This window comes from Roseateles puraquae (assembly GCF_002205845.1).
Lineage (GTDB): Bacteria > Pseudomonadota > Gammaproteobacteria > Burkholderiales > Burkholderiaceae_C > Pelomonas > Pelomonas puraquae.
In genome coordinates, this window is the sequence record NZ_NISI01000004.1 from 180625 (window position 1) to 205129 (window position 24505).

Consider the following 24505-nt stretch of genomic DNA (forward strand, 5'->3'; position numbering starts at 1 on the left):
TTTGCCAAAACACCTTGCATTACTTGGCAGGAATTGCGCTTCTGTTTGGCAGCCTGGCTCTGAAGAATCGCTCCAACCCTTACTTCAAACCCCGCCAGGAGACTCTCATGACCCGCTTGCTCACCACCCAGGACGTCGCCCACCTCGTGCAGCGCGTGGGCCTGCCCGATTTATTCCGCCGCCTGGTCGGCGCCTTGGAAGAGGACTATCTGCGCTGGGCCGAGTTCGACAAGACACCTCGCGTGGCGGCCCATTCGCCCGACGGCGTGATCGAGTTGATGCCCATTGCCGACGCGAGCCTGTACAGTTTCAAGTACGTCAACGGGCACCCCAAAAACCACCGCTTCGGCCTGCCGACCGTGATGGCCTTTGGCGTGCTCGCCGATGTCGACACCGGCGCGCCGGTGCTGCTGTCCGAGTTGACCCTGACCACCGCCATGCGCACCGCGGCCACCTCCGTGATGGTGGCCAAGCGCCTGGCCCGCCCCGACAGCCGCGTGATGGCGCTGATCGGCAACGGCGCCCAGAGCGAGTTCCAGGCGTTGGCTTTCCATCACCTGCTGGGCATCCGCGAGCTGCGCCTGTTCGACATCGACCCCGCCGCCACGCAAAAGCTCGTGCGCCATCTCGAAGGCACTCCCGGCCTGACGCTCACGGTCTGCAGCAGCACGGCCGAAGCCGTGCAGGGCGCCGACATCATCACCACCGTCACCGCCGACAAGGCCAACGCCACCATCCTCACGCCCGACATGATCCGCCCGGGTCAGCACATCAACGGCGTGGGCGGCGACTGCCCCGGCAAGACCGAGCTGCACCCGGGCGTGCTGCAGGCCGCGCGGGTGATCGTCGAGTACGAACCGCAGTCGCGCATCGAGGGCGACGTGCAGCAGATGCCGGCTGACTTCCCGGTCACCGAGTTCTGGCGCGTGCTCGCAGGCCAGGCCTCAGGCCGCGAGACCGCCGAACAGATCACCGTGTTCGACTCGGTCGGCTTCGCGCTGGAGGACTTCTCCGCGCTGCGCCTGCTGCGTGACCTGAGCCAGCAGCTTGGTCTCGGCGCCCCGCTGGACCTGATCCCGCAGATGGCCGATCCCAAGGATCTGTTCGGCGAACTCCAGCTCAGCCAGCAGCGCCAGGCGGCCTGAAGCAGCACCCGCCGGCGGCTCAGGACAGATAGGCCGTCACGTCCTGCACATCGATCTGTGCCGCGGGCATGAAGCGCCGCGCGTAGGCCAGGCAGGCGCCGGAGCGCAGGAACAGCGCATGAAGATCGGGGTCGAGATGGCCTTCGGCCGCCATGCGTTGCAGGATGGTCAAGGCCTCCGACAGCGGCTTGCCGGGCTTGTAGGGACGGTCGTCAGCCGTGAGGGCCTCGAAGACATCCGCAATCGCCATCATGCGGGCCTGCACGCTCATTTGCTCGCCGGTGAGGCCCCGCGGATAGCCGCGCCCATCCATGCGCTCGTGGTGGCCTGCCGCGATCTCCGGCACCTGGCGCAGATGCCGCGGGAAGGGCAGCTCGCTGAGCATCTTCAAGGTCTGCACGATGTGCTCGTTGATCTTGTAGCGCTCCTCGTCGCTCAGCGTGCCGCGTGACACCAGGAGGTTGTGCAGTTCACCGCGGTGATAGAGATGCTCGGGCTGCGGCAGGCGGATGCCCCAGCGGTTGTCCCGGGGCAGCCGGTCTTCGGCGGGCCGCGGGATCAGGTGCTCCGGCCGGTCACTCAGCAAGCGCTCCAGGGCCGGCAGCGCGGGGCGCGGGCGCTGCAATCGCCGGGCCTCGTCGGCAGAAAGGCCCAGGCTGTCGTCCAGCGTGCGCCGCCAGGTGCGGGCGCCGATCTGGCGCAGCCGCGCCTGATCCTCGGGGCTGAGGTACTCGCCGCCCTGGTTGCAGCGGGCCACGAAGGCGAAGTCGGCATCCAGCCCCGCCAGCGCCGGCTGGGCCTCGGCCTGCGCGTGGGCGGCACCGTCAGCGCCGAGCCGGGCCTGCAGGCGCTCGATCAGCACATCGCGCTTGAGCACCTCGAAGCGGGTGCGGATCTCGTGCACGCGGTTGTAGAGCGTCTCCAGTTTCGTGGCCTTGTCGACCACGAACTCCGGCGTCGTGACCTTGCCGCAGTCGTGCAGCCAGGCCGCGATGTGCAGGGCCTCCCATTCGTCCGGCGTCATCGTGAAGCCGGCGAAAGGGCCCTCGGTCGCATCGCAGGCGGCCTGCGCCAGCAACCGCGCCAGCTCCGGGACGCGCTGGCAGTGGCCACCGGTGTAGGGGCTCTTGGCATCAATCGCGCCGGCCACCAGCTGGATGAAGCTTTCCAGCAGCGCCTTGCGGGCATTGAGCAGCAGGTGGTTGTCGATGGCCAGCGCGGCCGTGCCCGACAGCGCCCGCACGAAGGCCACCCGGGCCGCACCGAGCGGCTCGGTCGGCCCGGAGGCGGGCAGCGGGAAGCTCAGCGTGAGGGTGCCGATGGTTTCGTCCTGCCGGTTCTTCAGTGGCAGCGACAGCAGCCGCATGCGCGCGGCACTCAGGCGCACGAACAGGGTCTCGTAGGCCTGCAGATGGCGGGGGTCGTCCCAGCGCAGATCGGTCTCGATGGTGGCGTCGGCCTGCACGGCGCGCACGGGCGCGGCCACGCTGTCGGTGTCACGCAGGTCCCAGGTGCGCCCGGCGCCGGGCGTGGCCTCCCCGAGCAGCCGCGTGGCCACCGGCCGCAGCTCCCCGCCATCCGGGGTCAGCAGGTGCACGGCGCCGCCGCTGGCGCCGGCCACCGCGATCGTCTCGCTGAGGATGCGGTCCAGCAGGGTGTCGAAATCGCGCTCCGCGCTCAGCGCGCCGCTGATGTCCAGGAAGCGGCGCAGCGAATGTTTCATCGCCGTCATGGCCAACGCCAGGCGGTCCACCTCGCGGATCAAGCTGCGCTTGGGGTCCGGCCAGTCGAACTCGAAATGCCGGATGGCCTCGGCCTGCCGTGCCAGGTGCCGCAACGGGCGCGACACCCGGTCGGCCAGCAGATGCACCACCGGCAACAGCAGCAGCATCAGGCCCAGCGAGATGTAGAAGCCGTGTCGCCGGCTCTCGATCTGGAAGGCCTGCAGCTCCTCGCGCGGCGCCGCCATCAGCAGGGTCAGCGGCGGGCTGGCCTCGCCGGTGGCCAGCGGCAGCGCATGCGCCACCCACTCCCGGCCCGCCACGTCCTGCACCGGCGCCAGCCGGCGCTCAGCGTCCAGCCGGCTCCAGAGGTCGCGCATCACCGGCGTGGCGGCCTCCGTCACCTTGGGCAGGCTGCGGGCGCCGGCCGAGGCGACTTCTCTGCGCCGCGCCTGGGCCACCAGCTCCCCCTGTGCGGTGGCGATCATCAATTCGGCTGAAGCGCTGATCTGCGGGCGCGACAGCATCACGCCGAGCGCTTGCAGGCTCACGTCGGCGCCGACCACCACGTCGCCGCGGGCCTCCGCCAGAGTCACGCCGGGCTCTCCCGTCGTGAAGAAGACATAGGGCTCGGACTGCACCGACTTGCCGTCCCCCGCCCGGCGTGCCAGCTCGTACCAGGGGCGGGTGCGCGGGTCGAAGTCGTAGTCCGGGCGGTCCACGCGCTGCAGCTCGCGCAGGTCGGCGTCCAGGAAGCGGTAGCTGCCGCGGGCGGTGCCGGTGTCGCGGTCCACGCTCTGCAAGCCGTAGTGCGCGTCGCCAGGCGCGCCCATGCGGCTGCGGGCGGCGGCGCTCGTCAGGCTGCGCAGCAGCAAGAAGGAGCCTTTCGCCGTGCCGACGTAGACCGCCGACACCGAGTGGTTGCTGCGCAGAGCCGCCGCCAACTGCGGGAGCGCGGCCAGGCGTTCGGCCTCGCTGCGGGCACCGGCCAAGCCACTGGCGGCCAGCAGCGCCACACTGACGCGCGCCGGCCGCAGCTCCGACTCCACCGTGGCCGCCGCCTCGCGCCCAATGCGTTTGGCAGCCGCTCCGGCCTGCTGCAGCATCAACGCGTCGCTGCGTGACCGCTCGTGCAGCATCAGCGCGCCATAGACCAAGATCACGAGGCCGATCATCAACAGGCTCAACGTGACGTAGAGGGTCTTCGGCTTCAACTGAGGCATGGAAACCAGGCGGGGACCGAGATGCGCGGCAGTATCCCCGCGTGCCACCGCTCCGGCTGTGCATTCCTTCGCGGTTGGCGCGGTCCAGCGCCGGGTGGCGCTGCCCCAAGTTTGGAGGGAAAGATTCACCGGGGCTAACGTCGTCTCCTGACGACAAGACTTCCAGCATGGGTCATGGTGTGCACCTAGCATCCGCTCCGCCTCGAAAGGCGCCGCCGCGGTCACTGCCTCGCGCGGCAAGCCACACAACCTCGCAAGGAAGACATGAAGAAGTACGCACTCGTGATCGCCGCGGCACTGGCCGCCGGCGCCGCTCACGCCGATGAACCCGCCCGCGCCTACCTGACTCTGGCCGGCGGCTCGACCCATGTGAACCTGGACTGCACCGGTGCCACGTCTTGCGACAAGACCGACACCGGCGGCAAGATCGTCGGCGGCTACAGCTTCGGCAACGGCTTCAGCCTCGAAGCAGGCTACTGGGGTCTGGGGAAGGCCAGCGGGTCGGACAGCGCCTCCTCGGGCACGCTCAAGTCCTCGGCCTTCACCATCGGCGGCGCCTATGCGCTGCCTCTGAGCAACGAATGGGGAATGAACTTGCGCCTGGGTGCTGCTCAGGTAAAGACCAAGGCCGATGTTCGCTCCGGCGCCATCGCCGTCTCGACATCCGAAACCAAGACCAAGGTCTACGCCGGTGTCGGCCTCACCTACGCCATCAGCCCGGCCGTCAAGCTGGAACTCGGCGTGGATTCAACCGAGGGAGAAGTTGCGGGCCAGAAGGGCACGCTTCGCCTGATCAGCGTGGGCGCCACCTTCGCGTTCTGATCGAACTTCACTCGATCCACAGGCCGCCCACGGGCGGCCTTTGTCGTTCCTACACTCGCGGGCATGGATTTCCCCGCTCTCATCAAGGAACTCGGCCGCGGTGCCCGAGGCGCGCGTGACCTGACCCAGCCGCAGGCCGAGGCCCTATTCGGCGCGATGCTCGACGGCCAGGTGCCGGACCTGGAACTGGGCGCCATCCTGATCGCGCTTCGGGTCAAGGGCGAGAGCGCAGACGAAGTGGCGGGCTTTCTTGCGGCGATGCAGGCCCGCACCGCGCCACTGACCGCGCCGCCGGGCGCGCGCACCGTGCTGCTGCCCAGCTTCAACGGGGCCCGCAAGCAAGCCAACCTGATGCCGCTGGTGGCGCTGCTGCTTGCCCGGGAGGGCGTGCCGGTGCTGATCTTCGGCCGGCATGACTTCGACAGCCGCCACAGTCCCTTCGAACTGCTGGACGCCCTCGGCCTGCCGACCAGCGCCTCGCTGCCCGACGCCGAGGCCCGGCTGGCGGGCGACCGCCTGGCAGTGCTGCCTTTGTCGCTGCTGAACCCAGGCTTGAACAACCTGATGGCCTTGCGCCCGCGCCTGGGCCTGCGCAACAGCAGTCACAGCCTGGCCAAGCTGCTCGACCCCTTCCCCGCCGGCCGGGCGGTGCGCGTGGTGGCCGTGACCCATCCGGAGTATCTGGACAGCATGGGCGCCGCCCTGCCTGACCTGACCGCCGCACCTGGCGGCCGTGCGCTGCTGATGCGTGCCAGCGAGGGCGAGGCCTACGCCCATCTGCGCCGCAAGGCTCACCTGATCGGGTTCCAGGACGGCCAGACGGCGCCTCTGCACCCGGCCGACACCGGCGACCTCGACTGGCCGCTATCGCCCGCTTGCACCCCGCAGGAGAACGCCTCGTTCATCCGCGCCATCCTGGCCGGCCAGGCGCTGGTGCCGCCGCGCATCGCGGAACAGGTGGCCGTCCTGCGGCTTTTGGCCACAAACTGAAGTTGCTTATTCGGCCTAGGCATATAGGCCCAAGAATTAAATAGTTCTGCCGCAGCGCAACATTGCCTAGAGTCGCGGCCTCGGGTGACATGGGGTCACCCCTGGAGTGCGCTGGGTGCTGGACGGAATTGCAATTGCGAGTGGCTTGGGCGTCGGCCTCATCGTCGGGATCACCGGCGTGGGCGGCGGTTCCCTGATGACGCCACTGCTGCTGTCCGTCTTCAAACTGAGCCCGGCCGTCGCCATTGGCACGGACCTGTGGTTCGCCTGCCTGACCAAGGTCAGCGGTTCAGTCGCCCATGCCCGGCACGGCCATGTGAACTGGCTCATCGTGCGCCGCCTGCTGGCGGGCTCGGTGCCGGCGTCCCTCGCCACCATCGCCCTGATGCACTTCACGGGCATCACCAAGGGCTGGGCCTCGGCCCTGACCGTCGCGCTGGGCATTGCGCTGCTGCTGACGGCGGTCGTGGTGGCCTTCAAGCAGAGCTGGCAGGCCCTGGGCCTGCGGCTGGAACGCTGGATTCCCGACACCCGCAAGCCGGGGTTGACCGTGCTGAGCGGGCTCGTCCTCGGGGTCCTGGTGTCGCTGTCTTCCATTGGCGCTGGTGCCATCGGCGCTACGCTTATCCTGCTGCTCTACCCGCGGCTGAAAGCGCGCGATATCGTCGGCACCGATATTGCTCACGCAGTGCCCCTCACGCTGGTGGCCGGCCTCGGCCATGCCAGCCTGGGCAACGTGAACTGGGAGCTGCTGGTGTCGCTGCTCATCGGCTCGCTGCCCGGTATCTGGCTGGGCGCCCAGCTGACTCGCCGTCTGCCGGACGGCATCGTCCGCAGCCTGCTTTGCGTCTCTCTCCTGATGGCCGGCTGGAAGGTCATCCACTAACCATGTATCAGTACACCGACTTCGACCGCCGCTTCGTCCGCGCCCGCGCTGCGCAGTACCGCGACCAGCTGGAACGCCATCTGCGTGGCGAACTGGGCACCGACGAGTTCCGCGCCCTGCGCCTGCAGAACGGCTGGTACATCCAGCGCCACGCGCCGATGCTGCGCGTGGCCATCCCCTACGGCGAGCTCTCCAGCCGCCAACTGCGCCAGCTCGCGCGCATCGCCCGCGACTACGACGTGGTGACCGAGGGCCCGTTCAAAGGCCAGGGCGGCTACGGCCACTTCACGACGCGGCAGAACCTGCAATACAACTGGATTCCGCTGGACAAGAGCGCCGACGTGATGGACCTGCTGGCCGAGGTCGACATGCACGGCATCCAGACCAGCGGCAACTGCATCCGCAACATCACGAGCGATGCCTTCGCCGGCATCGCGCCCGACGAGCTCATCGACCCGCGCCCCTACTGCGAGATCCTGCGCCAGTGGAGCACGCTGCACCCCGAGTTCGCCCACCTGCCGCGCAAGTTCAAGATCGCCGTCAGCGGCGCGGCGGAGGACCGCGCGGCCATCGGCTGGCATGACATCGGCCTGCAGCTGAAGAAGAACGCCGCCGGCGAGGTCGGCTTCCAGGTGTTCGTCGGTGGCGGCATGGGCCGCACGCCCATCCCAGGTGTGGAGATCAACGGCTTCGTGCCCTGGCAGCAGATCCTCGTCTACATCGAGGCCATCGTGCGCTGCTACAACCTCGCCGGCCGACGCGACAACCTCTACAAGGCCCGCATCAAGATCCTCGTGAAGGCCGAAGGGCAGAAGTTCTTCGACGCGGTCAACGCCGAGTTCGCCCGCATCCTGGCCGACGACCCGGCCGGCCACGAGCAGATCATTCCGCAGGCGGAGCTGGACCGCGTGAAGGCGAGCTTTGTCGACCCCGAGGGTGTGCAGGCCACGGGCGAGCTGGCGATCACCGGCTCCAGCGACCCGGCCTACGGGCGCTGGCTGCAGCGCAATGTGCATGGCCACCGTGTGGCCGGCTACCGCGCCGTCACGCTGAGCCTTAAGCGCGTGGGCATCCCGCCGGGCGACACCACCGCAGATGTGATGGACACCGCAGCGGCCCTGGCCGACCAGTTCAGCCACGGCGAGCTGCGCGTGAGCCACCGCCAGAACCTCGTGCTGCCCTGGGTGAAGGCCAGCGACCTGCCCGAGCTCTTCCAGGCGGCCCGCGCTGCCGGCTTCGCCACGGCCAACGCCGGCCTGCTGACCGACCAGATCGCCTGCCCCGGCGGCGACTACTGCGCGCTGGCCAACGCCCGCTCGCTGCCCCTGGCTGCCGAGATCGCCGAGCGCTATCAAGACGCCGACGAGCTGGAAGACCTCGGCGAGATCGACCTGCACATCAGCGGCTGCATCAACTCCTGCGGCCACCACCACAGCGGCCACATCGGCATCCTCGGCGTCGACAAGGACGGCGCCGAGTGGTACCAGCTCACGCTCGGCGGCAGCGACGGCTCCACGCTCTCGGGCGCCACGACGCCGGGCAAGGTCATCGGGCCGAGCTTTGCCGCCGACGAGATCGCGGACGCCATCGAGGCCGTCATCGAGACCTTCAAACGCGAGCGCCGGGCGGGCGAGCGCTTCATCGACGCCGTGAAGCGCCTGGGGCTGGACCCCTTCAAGACGGCCGCCAACGCCGTGCGTGTGTCGACTGCCAAGGCCTGAGGTTTCCATGAAGTTCATCAACGCCACCACCTGCCCCTGGAAGCACGCCATCGGTGAAGACGGCCCCAAGCCCGACCCCGATCCGGCGCCCTACCGCCTGCTCACGCTGGAGCAATGGCACGCCGTGCGCGCGCACTGGGGGGCTGACGTGAAGGTCGCCATCGAGTTCCCGAACGACGCCGACATTCATCAGCTCGCACCCGACCTGCATCGCATCGCGCTGATCGTGCTTGACTTCCCGAAATGGACCGACGGCCGCGCCTACAGCCAGGCTCACCTGCTGCGCATCCGCCACAAGTACACCGGCGCCATCCGCGCGCGCGGCGAAGTGCTCGTGGACATGATGCAGTTGCTGGCCCGCACCGGCTTCGACGAAGTCGTGCTGCGCGGCGACCAATCGCAGGCAGCCGCCCAGAAGGCCCTGGAGCTGTTCGCCCCCGTCGGCTTCTACCAGGGCGACGTGGCCGAGACCCGGCCGTGGTTCCTCAGGAGCGCCGCGTGAGCGATGTGAGCAGCCTCCCCTGGGCGGCCGCGCCTGCAGCGGGCAACGCCATCGGCCTGTACGCCAAATGGTCGCCGGCGCTCGACGGCAAGGTCGAGGCCGCCCTGCAGCGCCTGCGCGACGCGCATGCGGAGCACGGCGCCGGCTTGGTGCAGAGCAGCAGCCTGGGCGTGGAAGACATGGTCATCACCGATCTGATCGCGCGAGCGCAGTTGCCCGTGGACATCGCGACGCTGGACACCGGCAAGCTGCACGCCGAGACCCTGGCGCTGATCCCGGCCATCGGCGAGCGCTATGGCCGCACGGTCGCCGTGTTCAAACCCGTGGCCGAGGCCGTCATCACCTTCGTCAAGCGCGAGGGCGAAGACGCGATGTACAAGAGCATCGACCTGCGCAAGGCCTGCTGCGGCGTGCGCAAGATGGAGCCGCTGGGCCGCATGCTCGCCGGCCGCACGGCCTGGATCACCGGCCTGCGCCGCGAGCAGAGCGGCGCCCGCGGTGACGTGGGCTTTGACGAGAACGACGGCCAGGGCCGCCGCAAGATCAGCCCGATCGCCGACTGGACCTGGGCCGAGGTCTGGGCCTACGTCGAGAAGTACGCCGTGCCCTACAACCCGCTGCACGACCAGTTCATGCCCAGCATCGGCTGCGCGCCCTGCACCCGCGCGATCGCGGTGGGCGAGGACTTCCGCGCCGGCCGGTGGTGGTGGGAGGACTCTTCAAAGGAGTGCGGTCTGCACGCGAAAGGCTGAAGAAGCACAGCCACAGAGGCACAGAGACACCGAGAAGCTCAATGCCCGCCGCCGGCGCCACGAAGCGCCACGAATGGATCTGAATTGACATGAACGCCGCCGTGAAACCCGAACAACTCATTGCCGACGTCGACCACGCTCATCTGGACGCGCTGGAAGAGGAGGCCATCTTCATCCTGCGCGAGGTGGCCGCGAGCTTCGAGCGCCCCGCCCTGCTCTTCTCGGGCGGCAAGGACAGCTGCGTCGTGCTGCGCCTGGCCGAGAAGGCCTTCAAGATGAAGAATGCCGCCCACCCGAGCGGCTACTCGGGCGCGCTGCCCTTCCCGTTGGTGCACATCGACACCGGTCACAACTTCCCGGAGGTCATCACCTTCCGCGACCAGCGCGTGGCCGAGATGGGCGAGCGCCTGGTGGTGGGCCACCTGGAAGACAGCATCGCCCGCGGCACCATCCGCCTGGCCCACCCACTGGAAAGCCGCAACGGCCACCAGACGGTGACGCTGCTGGAGACCATCGAGGAACACAAGTTCGACGCGCTGATCGGCGGCGCCCGCCGCGACGAAGAGAAGGCACGCGCCAAGGAGCGCATCTTCAGCCACCGCGACAGCTTCGGCCAATGGCAGCCCAAGGAGCAGCGGCCCGAGCTGTGGACCCTGTTCAACACCCGCATCCGCCCGGGCGAGCACTTCCGCTGCTTCCCCATCAGCAACTGGACGGAGCTGGACGTGTGGCTCTACATCGCCCGCGAGAACATTCCGCTTCCCAACATGTACTACGCCCACGAGCGCCAGGTGATACGCCGCAAGGGCCTGCTGGTGCCGCTGACCGACGTCACGCCGCCCGAGGCCGGCGAGACGGTCGAGACAGCCACCGTGCGCTTTCGCACCGTCGGCGACATGACCTGCACCTGCCCGGTGGAGAGCCCGGCGGCCAATGCGACCGAAGTCGTGGCCGAGACGCTGACCGTGACCGTCAGCGAGCGCGGCGCCACGCGCATGGACGACCGCACATCCGAAGCTTCCATGGAGAAGCGCAAGAAGGAAGGGTATTTCTAATGAAGGCGCTTCGGTTCCTCACCGCTGGTTCGGTGGACGACGGCAAGTCCACGCTGATCGGCCGCCTGCTGTTCGACGGCCAGGCCATCCTCGCCGACCAGCTCGACACACTGGAGCGCCGCGCGGCCGGCCGCCCCATCGACCTCTCCCTGCTGACCGACGGCCTGGAGGCCGAGCGCGAGCAGGGCATCACCATCGACGTGGCCTACCGCTACTTCGCCACCAAGACGCGCAAGTTCATCATTGCCGACGCCCCCGGCCATGAGCAGTACACCCGCAACATGGTGACGGCCGCCGCGGGCAGCGATGCCGCCGTGGTGCTGGTGGACATCACCAAGCTCGACCTGACGCAGGACGAGGTCGTGCTGCTGCCGCAGACACGCCGCCACTCGCTGCTGGCCCAACTGCTGCGCGTGCCGAGCCTGGTGTTCGCCGTCAACAAGATCGATGCGCTGGCCGACCCCGGCGCCGGTTTCGCGAAGGTGAAGGCTGCGCTCGACAAGTTCGCCGCCGCTGCCGGCCTGAACGTCGCGGCCACGGTGCCGGTGAGCGCCTTGCGGGGCGACAACGTCACACAGCCGCTGGATGCCGCCTGGTGGACGGGCGAGAGCCTGCTGCAGGTGCTGGAGCGCCTGCCGACCAGCACCGAGCGCACCGACGCACCGCTGTCCCTGCCCGTGCAGTACGTGCAGAAAGACGCCTACCAGAGCGCCGGCACCGGCTTCCAGCCGCGCGTGCTGTGGGGCCGCATCGCCCACGGTGCCGTCAAGGCCGGCGACACCATTGAGGTGCTGCCGTCCAGGCAGACCGCCGTCGTCGCCGAGGTGCGCCTGGCCGGTGAAGTCGTCGGCAGCGCTCAGGCGGGTGATTCCGCCGGCCTGGTGCTCGACCGCCAGCTCGACGTGAGCCGCGGTGACTGGATCGTCACCCCCGGCTCGGCCTCGCAGACCAAGCACTTCCCCGCCACGCTGGCCTGGCTGGACACCGAAGCCGCCAAGCCGGGCCGCAAATACTGGGTGCGCCACGGCAACCGCTGGGTGCAGGCGCGCATCTCGGCCATCGACTCGGTACTGGACATCCACACGCTGCAGCCGCAGGATGCGCATGAGCTGCCGGTCAACGCAATAGGCCGCGTGCAGATGGAAGTGCAGCACGAGCTGCCGGTAGAGCCCTTCGCCGACAACCGCGTCGGCGGCGCGCTGATCGTCGTCGACCCGGCCAGCCACCGCACCAGCGGCGCGCTGCTGGTGGACGTGCAGCCCGCCACTTCCGACGAGGCCTGGTGATGACTGCCGGCCCGGGCCGCGTCGTCTTCGTCAGTGCCGGCCCCGGCGCGGCGGACCTGATCACCCTGCGCGGCGCCCGCTGGCTGGCGCTGGCTGACATCGTGCTGGCCGACGCGCTGGCCGACCCCGCCCTGCGCGACCTGGCGCCCCAGGCGCGCTGGCTCGACGTGGGCAAGCGCGGCTTCGAGCATTCGGCCAAGCAGACCGAGATCAACGCGCTGCTGGTCAAGGCCGCGCGCGAGCATGCGCTGGTCGTGCGCCTGAAGGGCGGGGACGCCAGCGTCTTCGGCCGCCTGGAAGAAGAGCTGATCGCGCTGGCAGAAGCCGGCATTGACAGCGAGGTGGTGCCCGGCGTCACCGCGGCCCTGGCGGCCGCCGCCCAAGCCCAGCGGCCTCTCACCCGCCGCGGGCGCGGCCGCTCCGTGAGCCTGACCACCGCGATGACGGAGCGCGGTGAACTGCAGGCCGCCCGCACCGCCGACACCGAAGTCTTCTACATGGCCGGCCGCCAGCTCGCCGCCCTGGGCCGCCAGTTGCTGGCCGCGGGCTGGGCTGCCGACACGCCCACGCTCGTCGTCAGCCGCGCGGGCTGCGCCGATGCCATCACCAGCGAGCACGCCCTGGCCGACCTGGCCCGCGCCGCCCTGCTGCACCGGGGCCGCCCGACCGTCGTCACCGTGGGGACAGGCGCCGGGTTTGTCGGACATCAGGATCGAGGCCGCGCCGCGCCCCATAAAATCGCCGTTTCGCCTGAAATCGCCCCATTGAAGGCGCCCCTTACCTCCAAGAGCACCTCATGACCCACGTCGTCACCGAATCCTGCATCCGCTGCAAGTACACCGACTGCGTCGACGTCTGTCCGGTCGACTGCTTCCGCGAAGGCCCGAACTTCCTGACGATCGACCCGGACGAGTGCATCGACTGCGCCGTGTGCATCCCCGAGTGCCCGGTCAACGCCATCATGCCGGAGGAGGACGTCCCCGGCGATCAGGTCCACATGATCAAGATCAACGCGGACCTGGCCAAGAAATGGCCCAGCATCACCAAGCGCAAGCCTGCCCTGCCCGACGCCGACGAGTGGAAGGACAAGACCGGCAAGCTGGACGAGTTGATCCGCTGACCTTGCGCCCCGAGGCCGGCACGCCGCCGGCCTGCCCTGCATGACCTCCCCCGCCTCCGCGCCGACCGCCGCCCTGCGTGAGACCGACGCCCTCGTCATCGGCGCGGGCCCGGTGGGCCTCTTCCAGGTGTTCGAGCTTGGCCTGCTCGGCATCCGCGCCGACATGGTCGACGCTCTGCCGCATGCAGGCGGCCAGTGCGCCGAGCTCTACGCCGACAAGCCCATCTACGACGTGCCCGGCCTGCCGGTGTGCAGCGGGCGCGAGCTGATCGAGCGACTGCAGCAGCAGATCCGCCCGTTCGCGCCAACGCTGCACCTGAGCCAGGAAGTGACCGCGCTGACGGCCCTGCCCGACGGGCGATTCCAGGTCGAATCGAGTGCTGGCACACGCTGGCTGGCGCGCACCGTCTTCATCGCCGCCGGGGTGGGCGCCTTCAGCCCCAAGCGGCTGCGCCTGGAGGGCGCCGAGGCGCTTGAAGGCCGGCAGGTCCATCATCATCTCGACAGCCTGGACGCCGCCGGCCAGCGCGTGCTGGTGCTGGGCGGCGAGGCGCCGGCCGTGGAGGCGGCGGTACAACTCGCTGAGGCCGGGCAAGCCGCCCAGGTGACGCTGGTGCACCGCAAAGATGCCTTCAAGGCACCGGCCGACCGACTGGCCCGGCTGCAGGCCCTGCGTGACGCAGGGCGGGTGCAGGTCGCGGTCGGCCAGCCGATGGCGCTGCGCATGGCGGGCGATCGCCTGCAGGGGCTCGACATCCTCGATGCCACCGCGCAGACCCAGCCCCTGCCCGCCGACCACCTCCTCGTGCGCCTGGGCCTGAGCCCGCGCCTGGGCGCGATCGCCGATTGGGGCCTGGCGCTGGAGCGCAAGCTGGTCACGGTGGATACCGCCCGCTTCGAGACCTCGCTGCCCGGCGTCTACGCCGTGGGCGACATCAACCACTACCCGGGCAAGCGCAAGCTGCTGGTGAGCGGCTTCCATGAAGCCACGCTGGCCGCCTTCGCCGCGGCCGAGCGCGTCTTCCCCGGCCAGCCCATCCACCTGCAATACACGACGACCAGCCCCAAGCTGCATGAGCGGCTGGGCGTGCCCACGCCCGGGCACGATTGACCGGCCATCGTCCCTTCAAGGCCCTGCCGCAGGCCACCATGACGGGCACCGCTAGAATCCGCCCGCGCTGACGACTCCGGTCGCCAGCCACTCGCTAGGGGTGTTGCGCCCGCCACGGCCGGCGCGACTGAGACAGTCCCTTTGAACCTGATTGAGGTAATCCTCGCGCAGGGAAGCAGCCGATCAGCCGGGCTCCACTCGCTTCGTCTCCGGGTCCGTCGCGTTCTCGTTTGCCGACCTGCCATCGCTTCGTTTTCTCGATGGCTATCCTGAACCGTTCTCTCCTGAGCGCTGCTGCAGCGCTGTGCATCGCCCAATTCGCCGCGGCCCAGACGCTGCCCGCCGTCAGCGTGACCGGCAAGGCCACCGAAACCGCACCGGGCCTCGCCGGCTTCAGCGACCCGCCGGCCAAGTTGCCGATGCAGGCCGTGAACCTGTCCGCCGAGCGCCTGAGCGACCTGGGTATCACCCAACTCGCCGGCATCACGCGGCTGGATGCCTCGGTGTCCGACAGCTACAACGCCACCGGCTACTGGAGCACGCTGAAGGTCCGCGGCTTCGAGCTCGACAACCGCTTCAACCTGCGCCGCGACGGCCTGCCCATCAGCGGCGAGACCTCGCTGTCGCTGGCCAACAAGGCGGCGGTCGAAGTGCTCAAAGGCAGCTCCGGCATGCAGGCCGGCACCAGCGCGCCCGCCGGCCTCGTCAACTTCGTCGTGAAGCGCCCGCTCGCTGACGACGCCACCACACTGACCGTCGGCGCCATCCAGGGCGGCACGGTGCAAGCCAGCATCGACCACTCGCAGCGCTTCGGCACCTCGCGCGAGTTTGGCTTGCGCATCAACGCCGACACCGCGCGGCTGGACCCGCAGCTGCGCAACACCGAAGGCCATGCCCATACGCTGGCCGTGGCCACCGATTGGCGCGTGCAGCCGGGCACGCTGCTGGAGGCCGAGGTGGAGTTCAATCGGCAGAGCCAGCCGAGCCAGCAGGGCTTCAGCCTGCTCGGCAACCGGCTGCCGGACGCGCGGCAGGTGGATCCGCGGTTGAACCTCAACAACCAGCCGTGGAGCCTGCCTGTCGTCTTTGACAACACGCACGCTTCCCTGCGAGTGCAGCAGCAACTCGGCAGTGACTGGCGGGCCCAAGCCACACTGGGCATCCAGCGACTGCGCACCGATGACCGCCTGGCCTATGCCTACGGTTGCACCGCGGCGGACGGCACCTATTACGCCGACCGCTTCTGCCCTGACGGCACCTACGACCTCTACGACTTCCGCAGCGAGAACGAGCATCGCGACACGACCGCGCTGGACGTCTTTGCCAGCGGTCCGGTCCAGATCGCCGGGCAGCGCCACGACCTGACCGTCGGCGGCCTGGTGAGCCAGTTCAAGAGCCGATTCCAGCGGCAGGCCTACAACTACGCGGGCACTGGCAAGGTCGATGGCTCGGCCGTCACCGCGCCTCAGCCCGATCTGACCGACGAGAACACCAACCGCGACGAACGCAGCCGCGAGCTCTACCTGCGCGACCGCGTGACCCTGAGCGCCGACACCACCGCCTGGCTGGGCCTGCGCTACACCCGCCTGCATCGCGAGAGCGTGCGCACCGACGGCTCCCGCGCCACCGACTACTCGCAAGGCGTGACCACGCCGTGGGTGGCGCTGAGCCATGCGATTGCCGCCGACTGGCTGGTCTACGCAAGCTGGGGTCAGGGCGTGGAGAGCGAAGTGGCGCCCAATCGCAGCCGCTACGTCAACGCCGGCCAGGCCCTGCCCGCGCTGAAGAGCCGCCAGACCGAGATCGGTCTGAAGACCGGCACGCAGCGTGTGGAAGGCTCGCTCACCGCCTTCGACATCCGCCGACCGACTTGGCGTGACATCGGCAGCTGCGACGTGGCGGAGAGCTGTGAGCGGCGCATCGACGGCAATGCCCACCACCGCGGCATCGAAGCCAGCGCCGACCTGAAATGGAGCGGCGGCGGGCTGAGTGCCAGCGCCATGCGCCTGAAGGCGCGGCGCGAAGGCAGCGCAGACAGCACCCTCAACGGCCTGACGCCCCCCAACGTGCCCCAGACCACGGTCAAGGCGCAGGTCCGCCAAGACCTGCTGCCGGGCCTGCAAGCCCATGTGGGCCTTCAGTTCGAAGGGCACCGCTACGCCACGCCCGACAACAGCATCCGCGTGCCGGCGTGGACCGTGGTCGATGCCGGCCTGCGCTATCTGCAGACCCTGGGCAACCAGACCTGGGTCTGGCGCGCGGGCATCGACAACCTCACCAACCGCCGCGCCTGGCGCGAGTCGCCGTGGCAGTTCGAGCACAGCTATCTCTACCCGCTGGCTCCGCGGACTTTCCGCACGAGTCTTGAAGTTCGCCTCTGACGCGCCGAAAAAACCTGCTATAGTCATGGGCTCTGTTCCTCGATAGCTCAGTCGGTAGAGCGCCGGACTGTTAATCCGTAGGTCCCTGGTTCGAGCCCAGGTCGGGGAGCCACAGAACTCTCGTCGAAAGACGACAAGACGCACGCCGCAACCGCTTGGCGTGCCGACATACAAGCCAATTCCTCGATAGCTCAGTCGGTAGAGCGCCGGACTGTTAATCCGTAGGTCCCTGGTTCGAGCCCAGGTCGGGGAGCCACATACGCAACGCCTTAGCGAGTTTCTCGCTAAGGCGTTCTTTTTTGTCTGGTCCACTTCTGGTCCTGGCCCCGCCAGGTTCCTACGCCACCGGTCGTGGCGACAGCGAGACAGGCAGGATCGCGGTCGGCAGCTGGCCAAGCTTCCGACGCACCGCGCCATCGACGAACCTGGGCATGCAGCCTCGATCACTTCGGGTTCGAGGTTCGTCCAGTTCGAGCCGCGGTCCATCTCCGTCCCGCACTCAACGCCAACTTCGTTCGCGGCCCTCCCAGCAGGCGCACGTCGGTGTCATTTCTCCAATGGGGGCAGATCCACTGCTGGTTTGACACCGAACAGCAACAGCCCGATGTGCCACTCACGACCGGAGCCACCAGATGCTGCCAGCCTCTACTGTTTCCCCAAGCCCCCACACCGAACATGCCCGGCTGGATTGGCTTGGCGCCGCCGCAGCGCTGCCAGGCGGCAAGACTCTGCACTTGGCGCTGCTCTTGCAGAAGTTGTGCACGCAGCGCACCAGCCCCGTCATCAACTTGACGCGCCGCATGCTGGCTTTTGGTCACCTCAGCCGGGACGCCAGCTACGACGGCCTACGCAGACTGGAGCAGGCACGCTTGATCTCAGTCCGCCGACTGCCGGGCCGATCTCCGCAAATCGTGCTGCTGGAGCCGGGCTCCGCCCCTGGGAGCGCGCGTGGATTGCAACTCGGCCAGCGTCGCGTGCGGCAAGGCCAGCCCAGTTGATCGATCGCCTTCCGGTGAGTGAGTTGCCATCGGTGATGAATTGCTGTCAGAATTACCGCAGGCGATGACTCGCCCGGGCATCCGGCCCAAGTTTTGAGCGACTTAAACGGACTTCCTGAGGTTCAGCACGAACACGTCGCATGGTGTCAGTCGCGGCGGACGTTAAACGCTCTTCGTTCGCTGTAGAAACTGGACAGCCATGGATAAGTTCGCTCGCTGGAGCGGTGTGGTCTACACCGCGCTCCCCAAAGTTCACCGCGTGAAGCTCGGCCAAGTGCATCAGCTCTTGGCCGCATGCTTCGGCCACGCCTCATACGCCTCGTTTCGTGATTCCGACCTTCAGGTCCTGAATCAAGGGGCCCGCTACGTCTGCTTCGATGAAGCTGCAGGCTTGCGTCGCGCTCGCTGCTTAGGAATTCTCATTACAGAGGCGCAGTGGCGGGAAGCTTGGATGTCGCTCAAGCCTAGTGGCGTATCTGGTGGCACATGGATCATCGAGGCACAGGCAATGGAACTGGCCGCTCGCGTGACCTTCGAGGATGCCAGTCACCCCGAAATTCAGACGATCAAGCAATCCATCGGAATGGGCGACGGCCACTGGGCCAACTCGGCTCGCTGCCTTGACGATATCGACGCCATGCCCGAGTTGCTGCGATTCGAAGTGCTGGGCGATGTCCAGGCCTACGGAAACGACGTATCGCTCTCAGTGCCAGTCGCCGCAGAGTTAGCGTTCAAACGGATCGGTCGCAGGATGTACGCCGCCGGCGAGCTGCTCGATGTCGTACGGCGTGGCGCTCCGCGCGAATACGAACCGGATTTCGAGGCCGAGATTTACGGCATGTCTGAGGACTGAAACATGCCCGCGTATCACTACCAATGCCCGGGATGCTGCTGCACTACCTACATTGACCGGCTGCCAGAAGGTGAGGAATACATCTACCTTTTCAGCGGGCTCTGCTGGGACTGCGAGAGGCAGCGACAGCAGCAAGGCGACGACGATGACGACTGACTTCTCAGCCGGATCACGGGCAACGGAAAGCTAGCTCCCGACCATCTGGTCCCCAGCGCTTGAATCAGATGGTGGTGCGCCGAAGGCGCCCTCTCCCTGCCCGCGTCAAAGCTCGTTGTCGACGCAATTTCATCTCCTTGGTCCGCTCGATCCCCGTGCGGCCCCCTACCCCCTACCAAGGAGATCCAGTGTGTTTTCTACGATCCTGTCTCAGGGCGCCCGCTTCGCGCTTCCGGCTGTCACTGGCCCAGCAACCGCCCTGCTGCTTCCCCTCGCGGTGTACGTCGTCATGCGCCGCAAGCTCAACGTGCAAGTGAGTCTGTCCTGACCCCGCTGCGGCCATAGCCGCACATCCATTTCCACCCCTTCGCGCCGCCTGGTTCTTCGGAGCCAGGCGGCGCTTTTGCATTCGGAGTCCATTCATGTCCCGCAAATCCAAGCCCGCCACCGCGGCCGATGTCCATGTCCAGATGCCGGCCGGCCCTCAGACCTACCTGCTCCTGCGCGAAGCGCATTCGCCCAAGCTGGGACCTCGCTCGGTTGGCGGCATCCTCTTCCAGGTGCTCACCGACACCGAGCGCCAGGCGCTCTTCCTGCGCATCGCCGGCAACGAGGGTGGCGGCTATGTCTACGGCCCGAGCGAGGTGCGCCCCTGGTTCGACGGCGATCTTTCGGGGGCGTATCTGACCGGGCTTGCGGTCTTCATGACGCTGGACTACGAGCGCGTCACCTGGACCAAAGACGTCGAGGACTTCATCGGGACGGTCGCAGGCTTCGCGCAGGTACGCTTTCGGTTCCCGCCTGGCACGCTGTATCCCTGCCTGCCCGTTCCCTTGGACACCGGCTTGTGCTTCCCACTGTCGGGCGTGTCGCTGTGCACGGCGCCGGAGATCGAACTGGCGCTGGCCATGGGCGCGACGCTGGAGATCGTGATCGGACTCGTCATTCCGTTCAAGTCCCGCGCCCAGGTCTTCGCTGAAAGCGAACCGCGGCTCAGGCGCTGGAAGGCCGCCAAGGCAAAGCGCGCAGCCAAGCGCGCGACGCCCATGCTGCAGCGAGCCAAGCTAGCTGTGGACGGTGAGCCGGGCGACGACGACGTGTTGGTCCCGCCCGCGGCAATGACCTTTCCTCCGCCGGACCACGGCGATCGAGGCTACCGACCGATGGAGAGCTTCGCGATCTTCGTCAGGCAACTCCGCTTGAAGTTCAAGCGCAAGAGCCTGCCCTTCGAGTTCGCCAAACTCGTCGGAAACGGGCTGTATGGCAAAACCGGCCAGGGCTTCAAGGGCAAGGGCGCGTTCGGGCCCAAGCAGATGGGCACTGTCGTGATCGGTCCCTCCCGCGTGTCCGAGCCCGCAATCGCCGCCCTCGTGTGCGGTTTCGTCCGCGCCACCATGGGCGAAGTCGTCTGGAAGCTGCCGCCCGGCGCCAAGGTGTTGTCGCTTACGACGGATGGTGCGCTCATGAGCGTGCCTACCAATCAGCTCAACCTGACCGGCACGATCTCGCGCCGCTACCAGGCGTTGGTCGACCGCGTCGCACCGGGCACCTCGATGATGGAGGCCAAGCACCAGGTCCGGCAGGTCTTCATCCCGCGCACCCGGGGCTGCTTCACGATCGAGCGCGACGGCGACCATCAGGCGATCTGCGCGAAGGCCGGGCACAAGGTCGTCATTCCTGACGACGCCAGCGAGGCCGAGCAGGCCCGTCTGCGCACCCCTGAGGGTGAATCGGACTGGATGATCCGCCTGGCGCTGAGCCGCGCCCCCGGACAGAAGCTGCCACAGGAATCGTTCTTCTCGCTGCGCGATCAACTGCTCAACGGCTGGGACCTGCAGAAGCAAACCCGCGAAGTGGCGGTGGCGTTGGAGTTCGATCTCAAGCGCAAGCCGACAAACCCGCGCATGGTGCGCATGGAGCCCTACGACACCGAGCATCTCGCCTTCGATACGGTGCCCTGGGACTCCGTCGAAGACGCGATGCTTGCGCGCGAGGTTTTCAGCCGCTGGAAACGTGAGCACAACCTCAAGACCATGGACGACTGATCGTTCACAAGACGGCCAGCAGCTTCATGCTCTGCTACGTCGATCACCACGACAAGGCCTATCAGTGGGCCGAGCGCAGGCGCCTGGAAACCCACCCGACGACCGGTGCCGCCCAATGGGTTGAGGTGCGTGAGCGAGTGGAGGAGGTGCTGGTGCGCCGCAAGGTCGAGGCGCCCGAACCTGAGGCCCGAAAGCCTGCGCTCTTCGCCCACTTAACACCACTGGAGTTGTTGAGCTACGGTGTGCCGGAGGATCTGGTACCCACCGTCCTGCAAGCCGATGAAGACAGCCTGCTGGAACTGGCCAATCACCTGCCTGGCGAAGCCGCAGAGGCACTCCTAGAACTGGCCACCGGCGGCAAGCCGAAGCCGGCCCCTGCCCCCGCCCCCAACGCGGACCCGTTTGCCCACCCCGACGCGCAGCGGCGATTCCGCGTCATGCGCGACGTGGAAGAGCTCGCCCGTGCGCTGGACTACCCCTGGGAAAAGTGGACCATCTTCCTGCACCCGGCGCAGCGTCAGTGGGTCGAGAAGGACTACAACGGCCCCGCGCGTGTGGCCGGCTCCGCCGGAACTGGCAAGACCATCGTGGCCTTGCACCGAGCCGTTCACCTGGCGCGCAAGTACCCGGAATCTCGCGTGCTGCTGACCACCTTCTCGGACACGCTTGCGCGGGCGTTGCAGGGCAAGTTGCGACGCCTGATCAGTAACGAGCCCAAGCTCGGCGAACGCCTGGAAGTTGAGGCCCTGAGTACCGTCGCTTTGCGCCTGCATGAGCGCCATGTAGGCAAGGTGCATGTGGCAACCGAGGAGCAGTTGCGTGAGGCTGTGGCTGACGCGACCCGACGTGCTGAAGGCCATCGATTCACCGCGCCGTTCGTATACGCCGAATGGATGGACGTGGTGGATACGTGGCAGCTCAGCTCTTGGGAGAGCTACCGCGACTTCAAGCGCCTGGGTCGTAAGACGCGACTGTCCGAGGCACAACGTGCGCTGCTTTGGCAGATCTTCGAGGCGGTAGCTGCTGACCTGTCAGCACAGGGCGTGACGACGCGCGCGGCGATATGCACGCGTGTCGCTGCCGCCGTGGGCGGCATGAAGCACGCGCCGTATGACCATGTCGTGATCGACGAAGCTCAGGACGTGAACGTCAGCCAGCTACGTCTGCTGGCGGCCATCGCCGGCGGGCGGCCAAACGGGCTGATGTTCGCGGGCGATCTGGGTCAGCGCATTTTCCAGACACCGTTCTCGTGGAAGGCGCTGGGCGTGGACGTACGAGGTCGGTCACGCACGCTTCACGTGAACTATCGAACGTCGCACCAAATCCGCGCCCAAGCGGACAAGCTTCTGGGCCCTGAAGTGAGCGATGTCGACGGCAACGTAGAAGATCGACGCGGCACGGTGTCGGTTTTCAACGGCCCCACCCCCGAAGTGCTCACGTTCGATGATGATCAATCTGAAGAGACGCATGTCAGCAAATGGATCGCCGCGCGAACCGCAGACGGCATGCTGCCGCACGAGCTGGGAGTTTTTGTACGGTCTGCTGAACAAATCCCGCGGGCGGAAGCTGCAATCCAAGCGGCGGGCTTACGCTGGCGCGTGCTTGACGACAAGGTAGACACCGCAAGCGGCCAGGCTTCCATCAGCACCATGCACCTCGCCAAGGGTTTGGAGTTCCGCTACGTGGTGGTCATGGCTTGCGATGACGAGGTCATCCCGCTGCAAGAACGCATCGAGAGCGTGGTTGACGAAGCAGATCTGGAAGAGGTTTATCACACTGAGCGCCACCTCCTATACGTCGCCTGCACGCGGGCGCGGGATCAACTGTTGGTGACCGCGGTACACCCGGGGTCAGAGTTCTTGGGCGATCTTCTGGCTTGAAGGCGCGCAGGAGCACGGAAGGTGAAGCAGCATCGCCTCGGCAGCGGTCGCTCATCGGCTCCGTGCAAAGCTGATGGAATGGAGGACCGTTCTGGTCCTTCTGGCAGCGATCTGGTCCCGATCTGGTCAAGACGGACCGGGACGCGAGACCGCCGATCTACTCGCGTGGCTGGTCTAAGTGGTTGTCACTGCTAGGATGGAGCCCATCTTGTAGGCTTTCTCGGCCGGTTCTCACACGAACTGTTAATCCGTAGGTCCCTGGTTCGAGCCCAGGTCGGGGAGCCAAATCAAAGCCTCGTTGCGCAAGCAGCGGGGCTTTTTCTTTAGCCGCCTGCCGAGAACCGCCATGAGCACCCTGCCCGCCTGCCCCAAGTGCCAGTCCGTCTACACCTATGAGGACGGCACGCAGCTCGTCTGCCCGGAATGCGGCCATGAGTGGTCGGTGTCATCGGGTGAGGCCGTTGTCGAAGAAGCCCGCGTCATCAAGGATGCGGTTGGCAACGTGCTGCAGGACGGCGACAGCGTCACGGTCATCAAGGACCTCAAGATCAAGGGCTCATCCCTGGTCGTGAAAGTGGGCACCAAAGTCAAGAACATCCGCCTGACCGACGGCGACCACGACATCGACTGCAAGATCGACGGCATCGGCGCGATGGGGCTGAAGTCGGAGTTCGTGAAGAAGGCCTGACCCCGCGCCGGCGCCCAAAAGGAAAAGGCCGACACCTCGCGGTGCCGGCCTTCTCGTTTGGGCGAAACCCTGGCCGGCCCCACTGGAGGCGGCCTGCGCCGAACTTAGTTCTTGGCCTTGTCGACCAGCTTGTTGGCCTTGATCCAGGGCATCATCTCGCGCAGCTTCTCGCCGACCTGTTCGATCGGGTGCTCGGCGGTCAGGCGGCGGCGGCTGATCAGGGTCGGGGCGCCGGCCTTGTTCTCGAGGATGAAGCTCTTGGCGTACTCGCCCGTCTGGATGTCCTTCAGGCACTGACGCATCGCGTTCTTGGTGGCCTCGGTCACGACCTTCGGACCCGTCACGTACTCGCCGTACTCGGCGTTGTTCGAGATCGAGTAGTTCATGTTGGCGATGCCGCCTTCGTAGATCAGGTCCACGATGAGCTTGAGCTCGTGCAGGCACTCGAAGTAGGCCATCTCGGGGGCGTAGCCGGCTTCGGTCAGGGTCTCGAAGCCCGCCTTGATCAGCTCGACAGCGCCGCCGCACAGCACAGCCTGCTCGCCGAAGAGGTCGGTCTCGGTCTCTTCGCGGAAGCTGGTCTGGATGATGCCGGCCTTGCCGCCGCCGTTGGCCGCGGCATAGCTCAGGGCGAGGTCACGCGCCTTGCCGGTCTTGTCGGCGTAGACGGCGATCAGGTGGGGCACGCCGCCGCCTTGGCGGTACGTGTTACGCACGGTGTGGCCGGGGGCCTTGGGGGCGACCATCCAGACGTCCAGGTCGTCACGCGGCTGCACCTGGCCGTAGTGCACGTTGAAGCCGTGGGCAAACGCCAGCGACGCGCCTTGCTTGATGTTGGGCTCGACTTCCTTCTTGTAGACGTCGGCGATCTGCTCGTCGGGCAGCAGGATCATGACCACGTCGGCCGTCTTCACGGCTTCGGCGATCTCGGCGACCTTCAGGCCCGCGCCTTCGGCCTTGGCCCAGGAGGCGCCACCGCGACGCAGCGCGACGGTGACCTTGCAGCCGCTGTCGTTCAGGTTCTGCGCGTGGGCATGGCCTTGTGAGCCGTAGCCGATGATGGTGACGTTCTTGCCCTTGATGAGGCTGAGATCGGCGTCCTTGTCGTAGTAGACGTTCATGATGGGTCGCTCCAGGAAAAAACTTTGAATGGGGTGGGATGAAGACGGA

The 24505-nt window shown here is 67.4% G+C and carries 18 protein-coding genes, 2 tRNA genes, 1 pseudogene and 1 riboswitch; of the genes and pseudogenes, 19 read left to right on the forward strand and 2 right to left on the reverse strand.

Going from position 1 to position 24505, the window contains the following annotated elements; genetic code table 11:
* Window positions 1-107: 107 nt before the first annotated feature.
* Complete coding sequence (locus CDO81_RS12315; protein ID WP_088483515.1) at window positions 108-1145, forward strand: ornithine cyclodeaminase; 1038 nt, start codon at window positions 108-110, stop codon at window positions 1143-1145.
* 19 nt (window positions 1146-1164) lie between these two features.
* Here CDO81_RS12315 and CDO81_RS12320 read toward each other — a convergent pair whose 3' ends face one another.
* The gene (locus CDO81_RS12320; protein WP_144397223.1) at window positions 1165-4089 is read right to left on the reverse strand and encodes an HD domain-containing phosphohydrolase; all 2925 of its coding nucleotides are present in this window, start codon (window positions 4087-4089) and stop codon (window positions 1165-1167) included.
* 264 nt (window positions 4090-4353) lie between these two features.
* On the opposite strand from CDO81_RS12320, the gene CDO81_RS12325 reads away from it, so the two are divergent.
* The 18 genes and pseudogenes from CDO81_RS12325 (at window position 4354) to CDO81_RS12415 (ending at window position 23335) form a co-directional block, all read left to right on the forward strand.
* Window positions 4354-4911, forward strand: a complete 558-nt coding sequence (locus CDO81_RS12325) for an outer membrane beta-barrel protein (protein ID WP_088483517.1) — start codon at window positions 4354-4356, stop codon at window positions 4909-4911.
* A gap of 63 nt (window positions 4912-4974) precedes the next feature.
* Window positions 4975-5901, forward strand: coding sequence for a DNA-binding protein YbiB (gene ybiB / locus CDO81_RS12330; protein WP_088483518.1), 927 nt, complete (start codon window positions 4975-4977; stop codon window positions 5899-5901).
* Window positions 5902-6019: 118 nt separating this feature from the next.
* Window positions 6020-6787 carry a sulfite exporter TauE/SafE family protein gene (locus tag CDO81_RS12335; protein WP_241516981.1) on the forward strand — a complete coding sequence of 256 codons (768 nt, stop codon included), beginning with the start codon at window positions 6020-6022 and terminating at the stop codon, window positions 6785-6787.
* Window positions 6788-6789: 2 nt separating this feature from the next.
* Window positions 6790-8508, forward strand: a complete 1719-nt coding sequence (locus CDO81_RS12340; RefSeq protein WP_088483519.1) for a nitrite/sulfite reductase — start codon at window positions 6790-6792, stop codon at window positions 8506-8508.
* Between the two features lie 7 nt (window positions 8509-8515).
* Window positions 8516-9010 carry a DUF934 domain-containing protein gene (locus CDO81_RS12345; RefSeq protein ID WP_088483520.1) on the forward strand — a complete coding sequence of 165 codons (495 nt, stop codon included), beginning with the start codon at window positions 8516-8518 and terminating at the stop codon, window positions 9008-9010.
* Window positions 9007-9762 (forward strand): phosphoadenylyl-sulfate reductase, encoded by a 756-nt coding sequence (locus tag CDO81_RS12350; RefSeq protein WP_241516976.1) that lies wholly within the window; start codon window positions 9007-9009, stop codon window positions 9760-9762. Before CDO81_RS12345 ends, CDO81_RS12350 begins: the two co-directional genes overlap by 4 nt.
* 89 nt (window positions 9763-9851) lie before the next feature.
* A complete protein-coding gene (cysD, locus tag CDO81_RS12355) occupies window positions 9852-10817 on the forward strand; it encodes a sulfate adenylyltransferase subunit CysD (RefSeq protein WP_088483521.1) in 966 nt (321 codons plus the stop codon).
* A complete protein-coding gene (locus tag CDO81_RS12360) occupies window positions 10817-12103 on the forward strand; it encodes a sulfate adenylyltransferase subunit 1 (protein ID WP_088483522.1) in 1287 nt (428 codons plus the stop codon). Before cysD ends, CDO81_RS12360 begins: the two co-directional genes overlap by 1 nt.
* Window positions 12103-12903 carry a uroporphyrinogen-III C-methyltransferase gene (gene cobA / locus CDO81_RS12365; RefSeq protein ID WP_088483523.1) on the forward strand — a complete coding sequence of 267 codons (801 nt, stop codon included), beginning with the start codon at window positions 12103-12105 and terminating at the stop codon, window positions 12901-12903. Before CDO81_RS12360 ends, cobA begins: the two co-directional genes overlap by 1 nt.
* Window positions 12900-13223, forward strand: coding sequence for a ferredoxin FdxA (fdxA, locus tag CDO81_RS12370; protein ID WP_088483524.1), 324 nt, complete (start codon window positions 12900-12902; stop codon window positions 13221-13223). Before cobA ends, fdxA begins: the two co-directional genes overlap by 4 nt.
* A gap of 40 nt (window positions 13224-13263) precedes the next feature.
* Window positions 13264-14334 carry an NAD(P)/FAD-dependent oxidoreductase gene (locus CDO81_RS12375; protein ID WP_088483525.1) on the forward strand — a complete coding sequence of 357 codons (1071 nt, stop codon included), beginning with the start codon at window positions 13264-13266 and terminating at the stop codon, window positions 14332-14334.
* 86 nt (window positions 14335-14420) lie between these two features.
* Window positions 14421-14525, forward strand: a riboswitch (TPP riboswitch).
* 69 nt (window positions 14526-14594) lie between these two features.
* On the forward strand, window positions 14595-16715 hold the full coding sequence (locus CDO81_RS12380) for a TonB-dependent siderophore receptor (RefSeq protein WP_088483526.1): 2121 nt from the start codon (window positions 14595-14597) through the stop codon (window positions 16713-16715).
* Between the two features lie 36 nt (window positions 16716-16751).
* Window positions 16752-16827 (forward strand) — tRNA-Asn (locus tag CDO81_RS12385).
* 68 nt (window positions 16828-16895) lie between these two features.
* A tRNA-Asn gene (locus tag CDO81_RS12390) sits at window positions 16896-16971 on the forward strand.
* A 941-nt stretch (window positions 16972-17912) separates the two neighbouring features.
* Window positions 17913-18566: a hypothetical protein gene (locus tag CDO81_RS12400; RefSeq protein WP_088483528.1), complete on the forward strand. Its 654-nt coding sequence runs from the start codon at window positions 17913-17915 to the stop codon at window positions 18564-18566.
* A 578-nt stretch (window positions 18567-19144) separates the two neighbouring features.
* Window positions 19145-20767 (forward strand): hypothetical protein, encoded by a 1623-nt coding sequence (locus CDO81_RS12405; protein WP_088483529.1) that lies wholly within the window; start codon window positions 19145-19147, stop codon window positions 20765-20767.
* Window positions 20761-22647: pseudogene (locus CDO81_RS12410) on the forward strand (UvrD-helicase domain-containing protein); the annotation flags it as partial. The gene CDO81_RS12405 and the pseudogene CDO81_RS12410, both read left to right, overlap by 7 nt.
* A gap of 346 nt (window positions 22648-22993) precedes the next feature.
* Window positions 22994-23335 (forward strand): zinc ribbon domain-containing protein YjdM, encoded by a 342-nt coding sequence (locus CDO81_RS12415; protein ID WP_088483531.1) that lies wholly within the window; start codon window positions 22994-22996, stop codon window positions 23333-23335.
* A gap of 104 nt (window positions 23336-23439) precedes the next feature.
* Here CDO81_RS12415 and ilvC read toward each other — a convergent pair whose 3' ends face one another.
* On the reverse strand, window positions 23440-24456 hold the full coding sequence (gene ilvC / locus CDO81_RS12420) for a ketol-acid reductoisomerase (RefSeq protein WP_088483532.1): 1017 nt from the start codon (window positions 24454-24456) through the stop codon (window positions 23440-23442).
* Between the last annotated feature and the right edge of the window lie 49 nt (window positions 24457-24505).

What these genes read in the sequence shown, in the direction of transcription:
- CDO81_RS12345 (WP_088483520.1), top strand. Translation starts at nt 8,516, where the DNA reads ATGAAGTTCATCAACGCCACCACCTGCCCCTGGAAGCACGCCATCGGT.
- CDO81_RS12360 (WP_088483522.1), top strand. Translation starts at nt 10,817, where the DNA reads ATGAAGGCGCTTCGGTTCCTCACCGCTGGTTCGGTGGACGACGGCAAG.
- CDO81_RS12340 (WP_088483519.1), top strand. Translation starts at nt 6,790, where the DNA reads ATGTATCAGTACACCGACTTCGACCGCCGCTTCGTCCGCGCCCGCGCT.
- CDO81_RS12380 (WP_088483526.1), top strand. Translation starts at nt 14,595, where the DNA reads ATGGCTATCCTGAACCGTTCTCTCCTGAGCGCTGCTGCAGCGCTGTGC.
- CDO81_RS12415 (WP_088483531.1), top strand. Translation starts at nt 22,994, where the DNA reads ATGAGCACCCTGCCCGCCTGCCCCAAGTGCCAGTCCGTCTACACCTAT.
- CDO81_RS12315 (WP_088483515.1), top strand. Translation starts at nt 108, where the DNA reads ATGACCCGCTTGCTCACCACCCAGGACGTCGCCCACCTCGTGCAGCGC.
- CDO81_RS12325 (WP_088483517.1), top strand. Translation starts at nt 4,354, where the DNA reads ATGAAGAAGTACGCACTCGTGATCGCCGCGGCACTGGCCGCCGGCGCC.
- CDO81_RS12375 (WP_088483525.1), top strand. Translation starts at nt 13,264, where the DNA reads ATGACCTCCCCCGCCTCCGCGCCGACCGCCGCCCTGCGTGAGACCGAC.
- CDO81_RS12320 (WP_144397223.1), bottom strand. Translation starts at nt 4,089, where the DNA reads ATGCCTCAGTTGAAGCCGAAGACCCTCTACGTCACGTTGAGCCTGTTG.
- fdxA (WP_088483524.1), top strand. Translation starts at nt 12,900, where the DNA reads ATGACCCACGTCGTCACCGAATCCTGCATCCGCTGCAAGTACACCGAC.
- cysD (WP_088483521.1), top strand. Translation starts at nt 9,852, where the DNA reads ATGAACGCCGCCGTGAAACCCGAACAACTCATTGCCGACGTCGACCAC.
- cobA (WP_088483523.1), top strand. Translation starts at nt 12,103, where the DNA reads ATGACTGCCGGCCCGGGCCGCGTCGTCTTCGTCAGTGCCGGCCCCGGC.
- ilvC (WP_088483532.1), bottom strand. Translation starts at nt 24,456, where the DNA reads ATGAACGTCTACTACGACAAGGACGCCGATCTCAGCCTCATCAAGGGC.
- CDO81_RS12400 (WP_088483528.1), top strand. Translation starts at nt 17,913, where the DNA reads ATGGATAAGTTCGCTCGCTGGAGCGGTGTGGTCTACACCGCGCTCCCC.
- CDO81_RS12405 (WP_088483529.1), top strand. Translation starts at nt 19,145, where the DNA reads ATGTCCCGCAAATCCAAGCCCGCCACCGCGGCCGATGTCCATGTCCAG.
- ybiB (WP_088483518.1), top strand. Translation starts at nt 4,975, where the DNA reads ATGGATTTCCCCGCTCTCATCAAGGAACTCGGCCGCGGTGCCCGAGGC.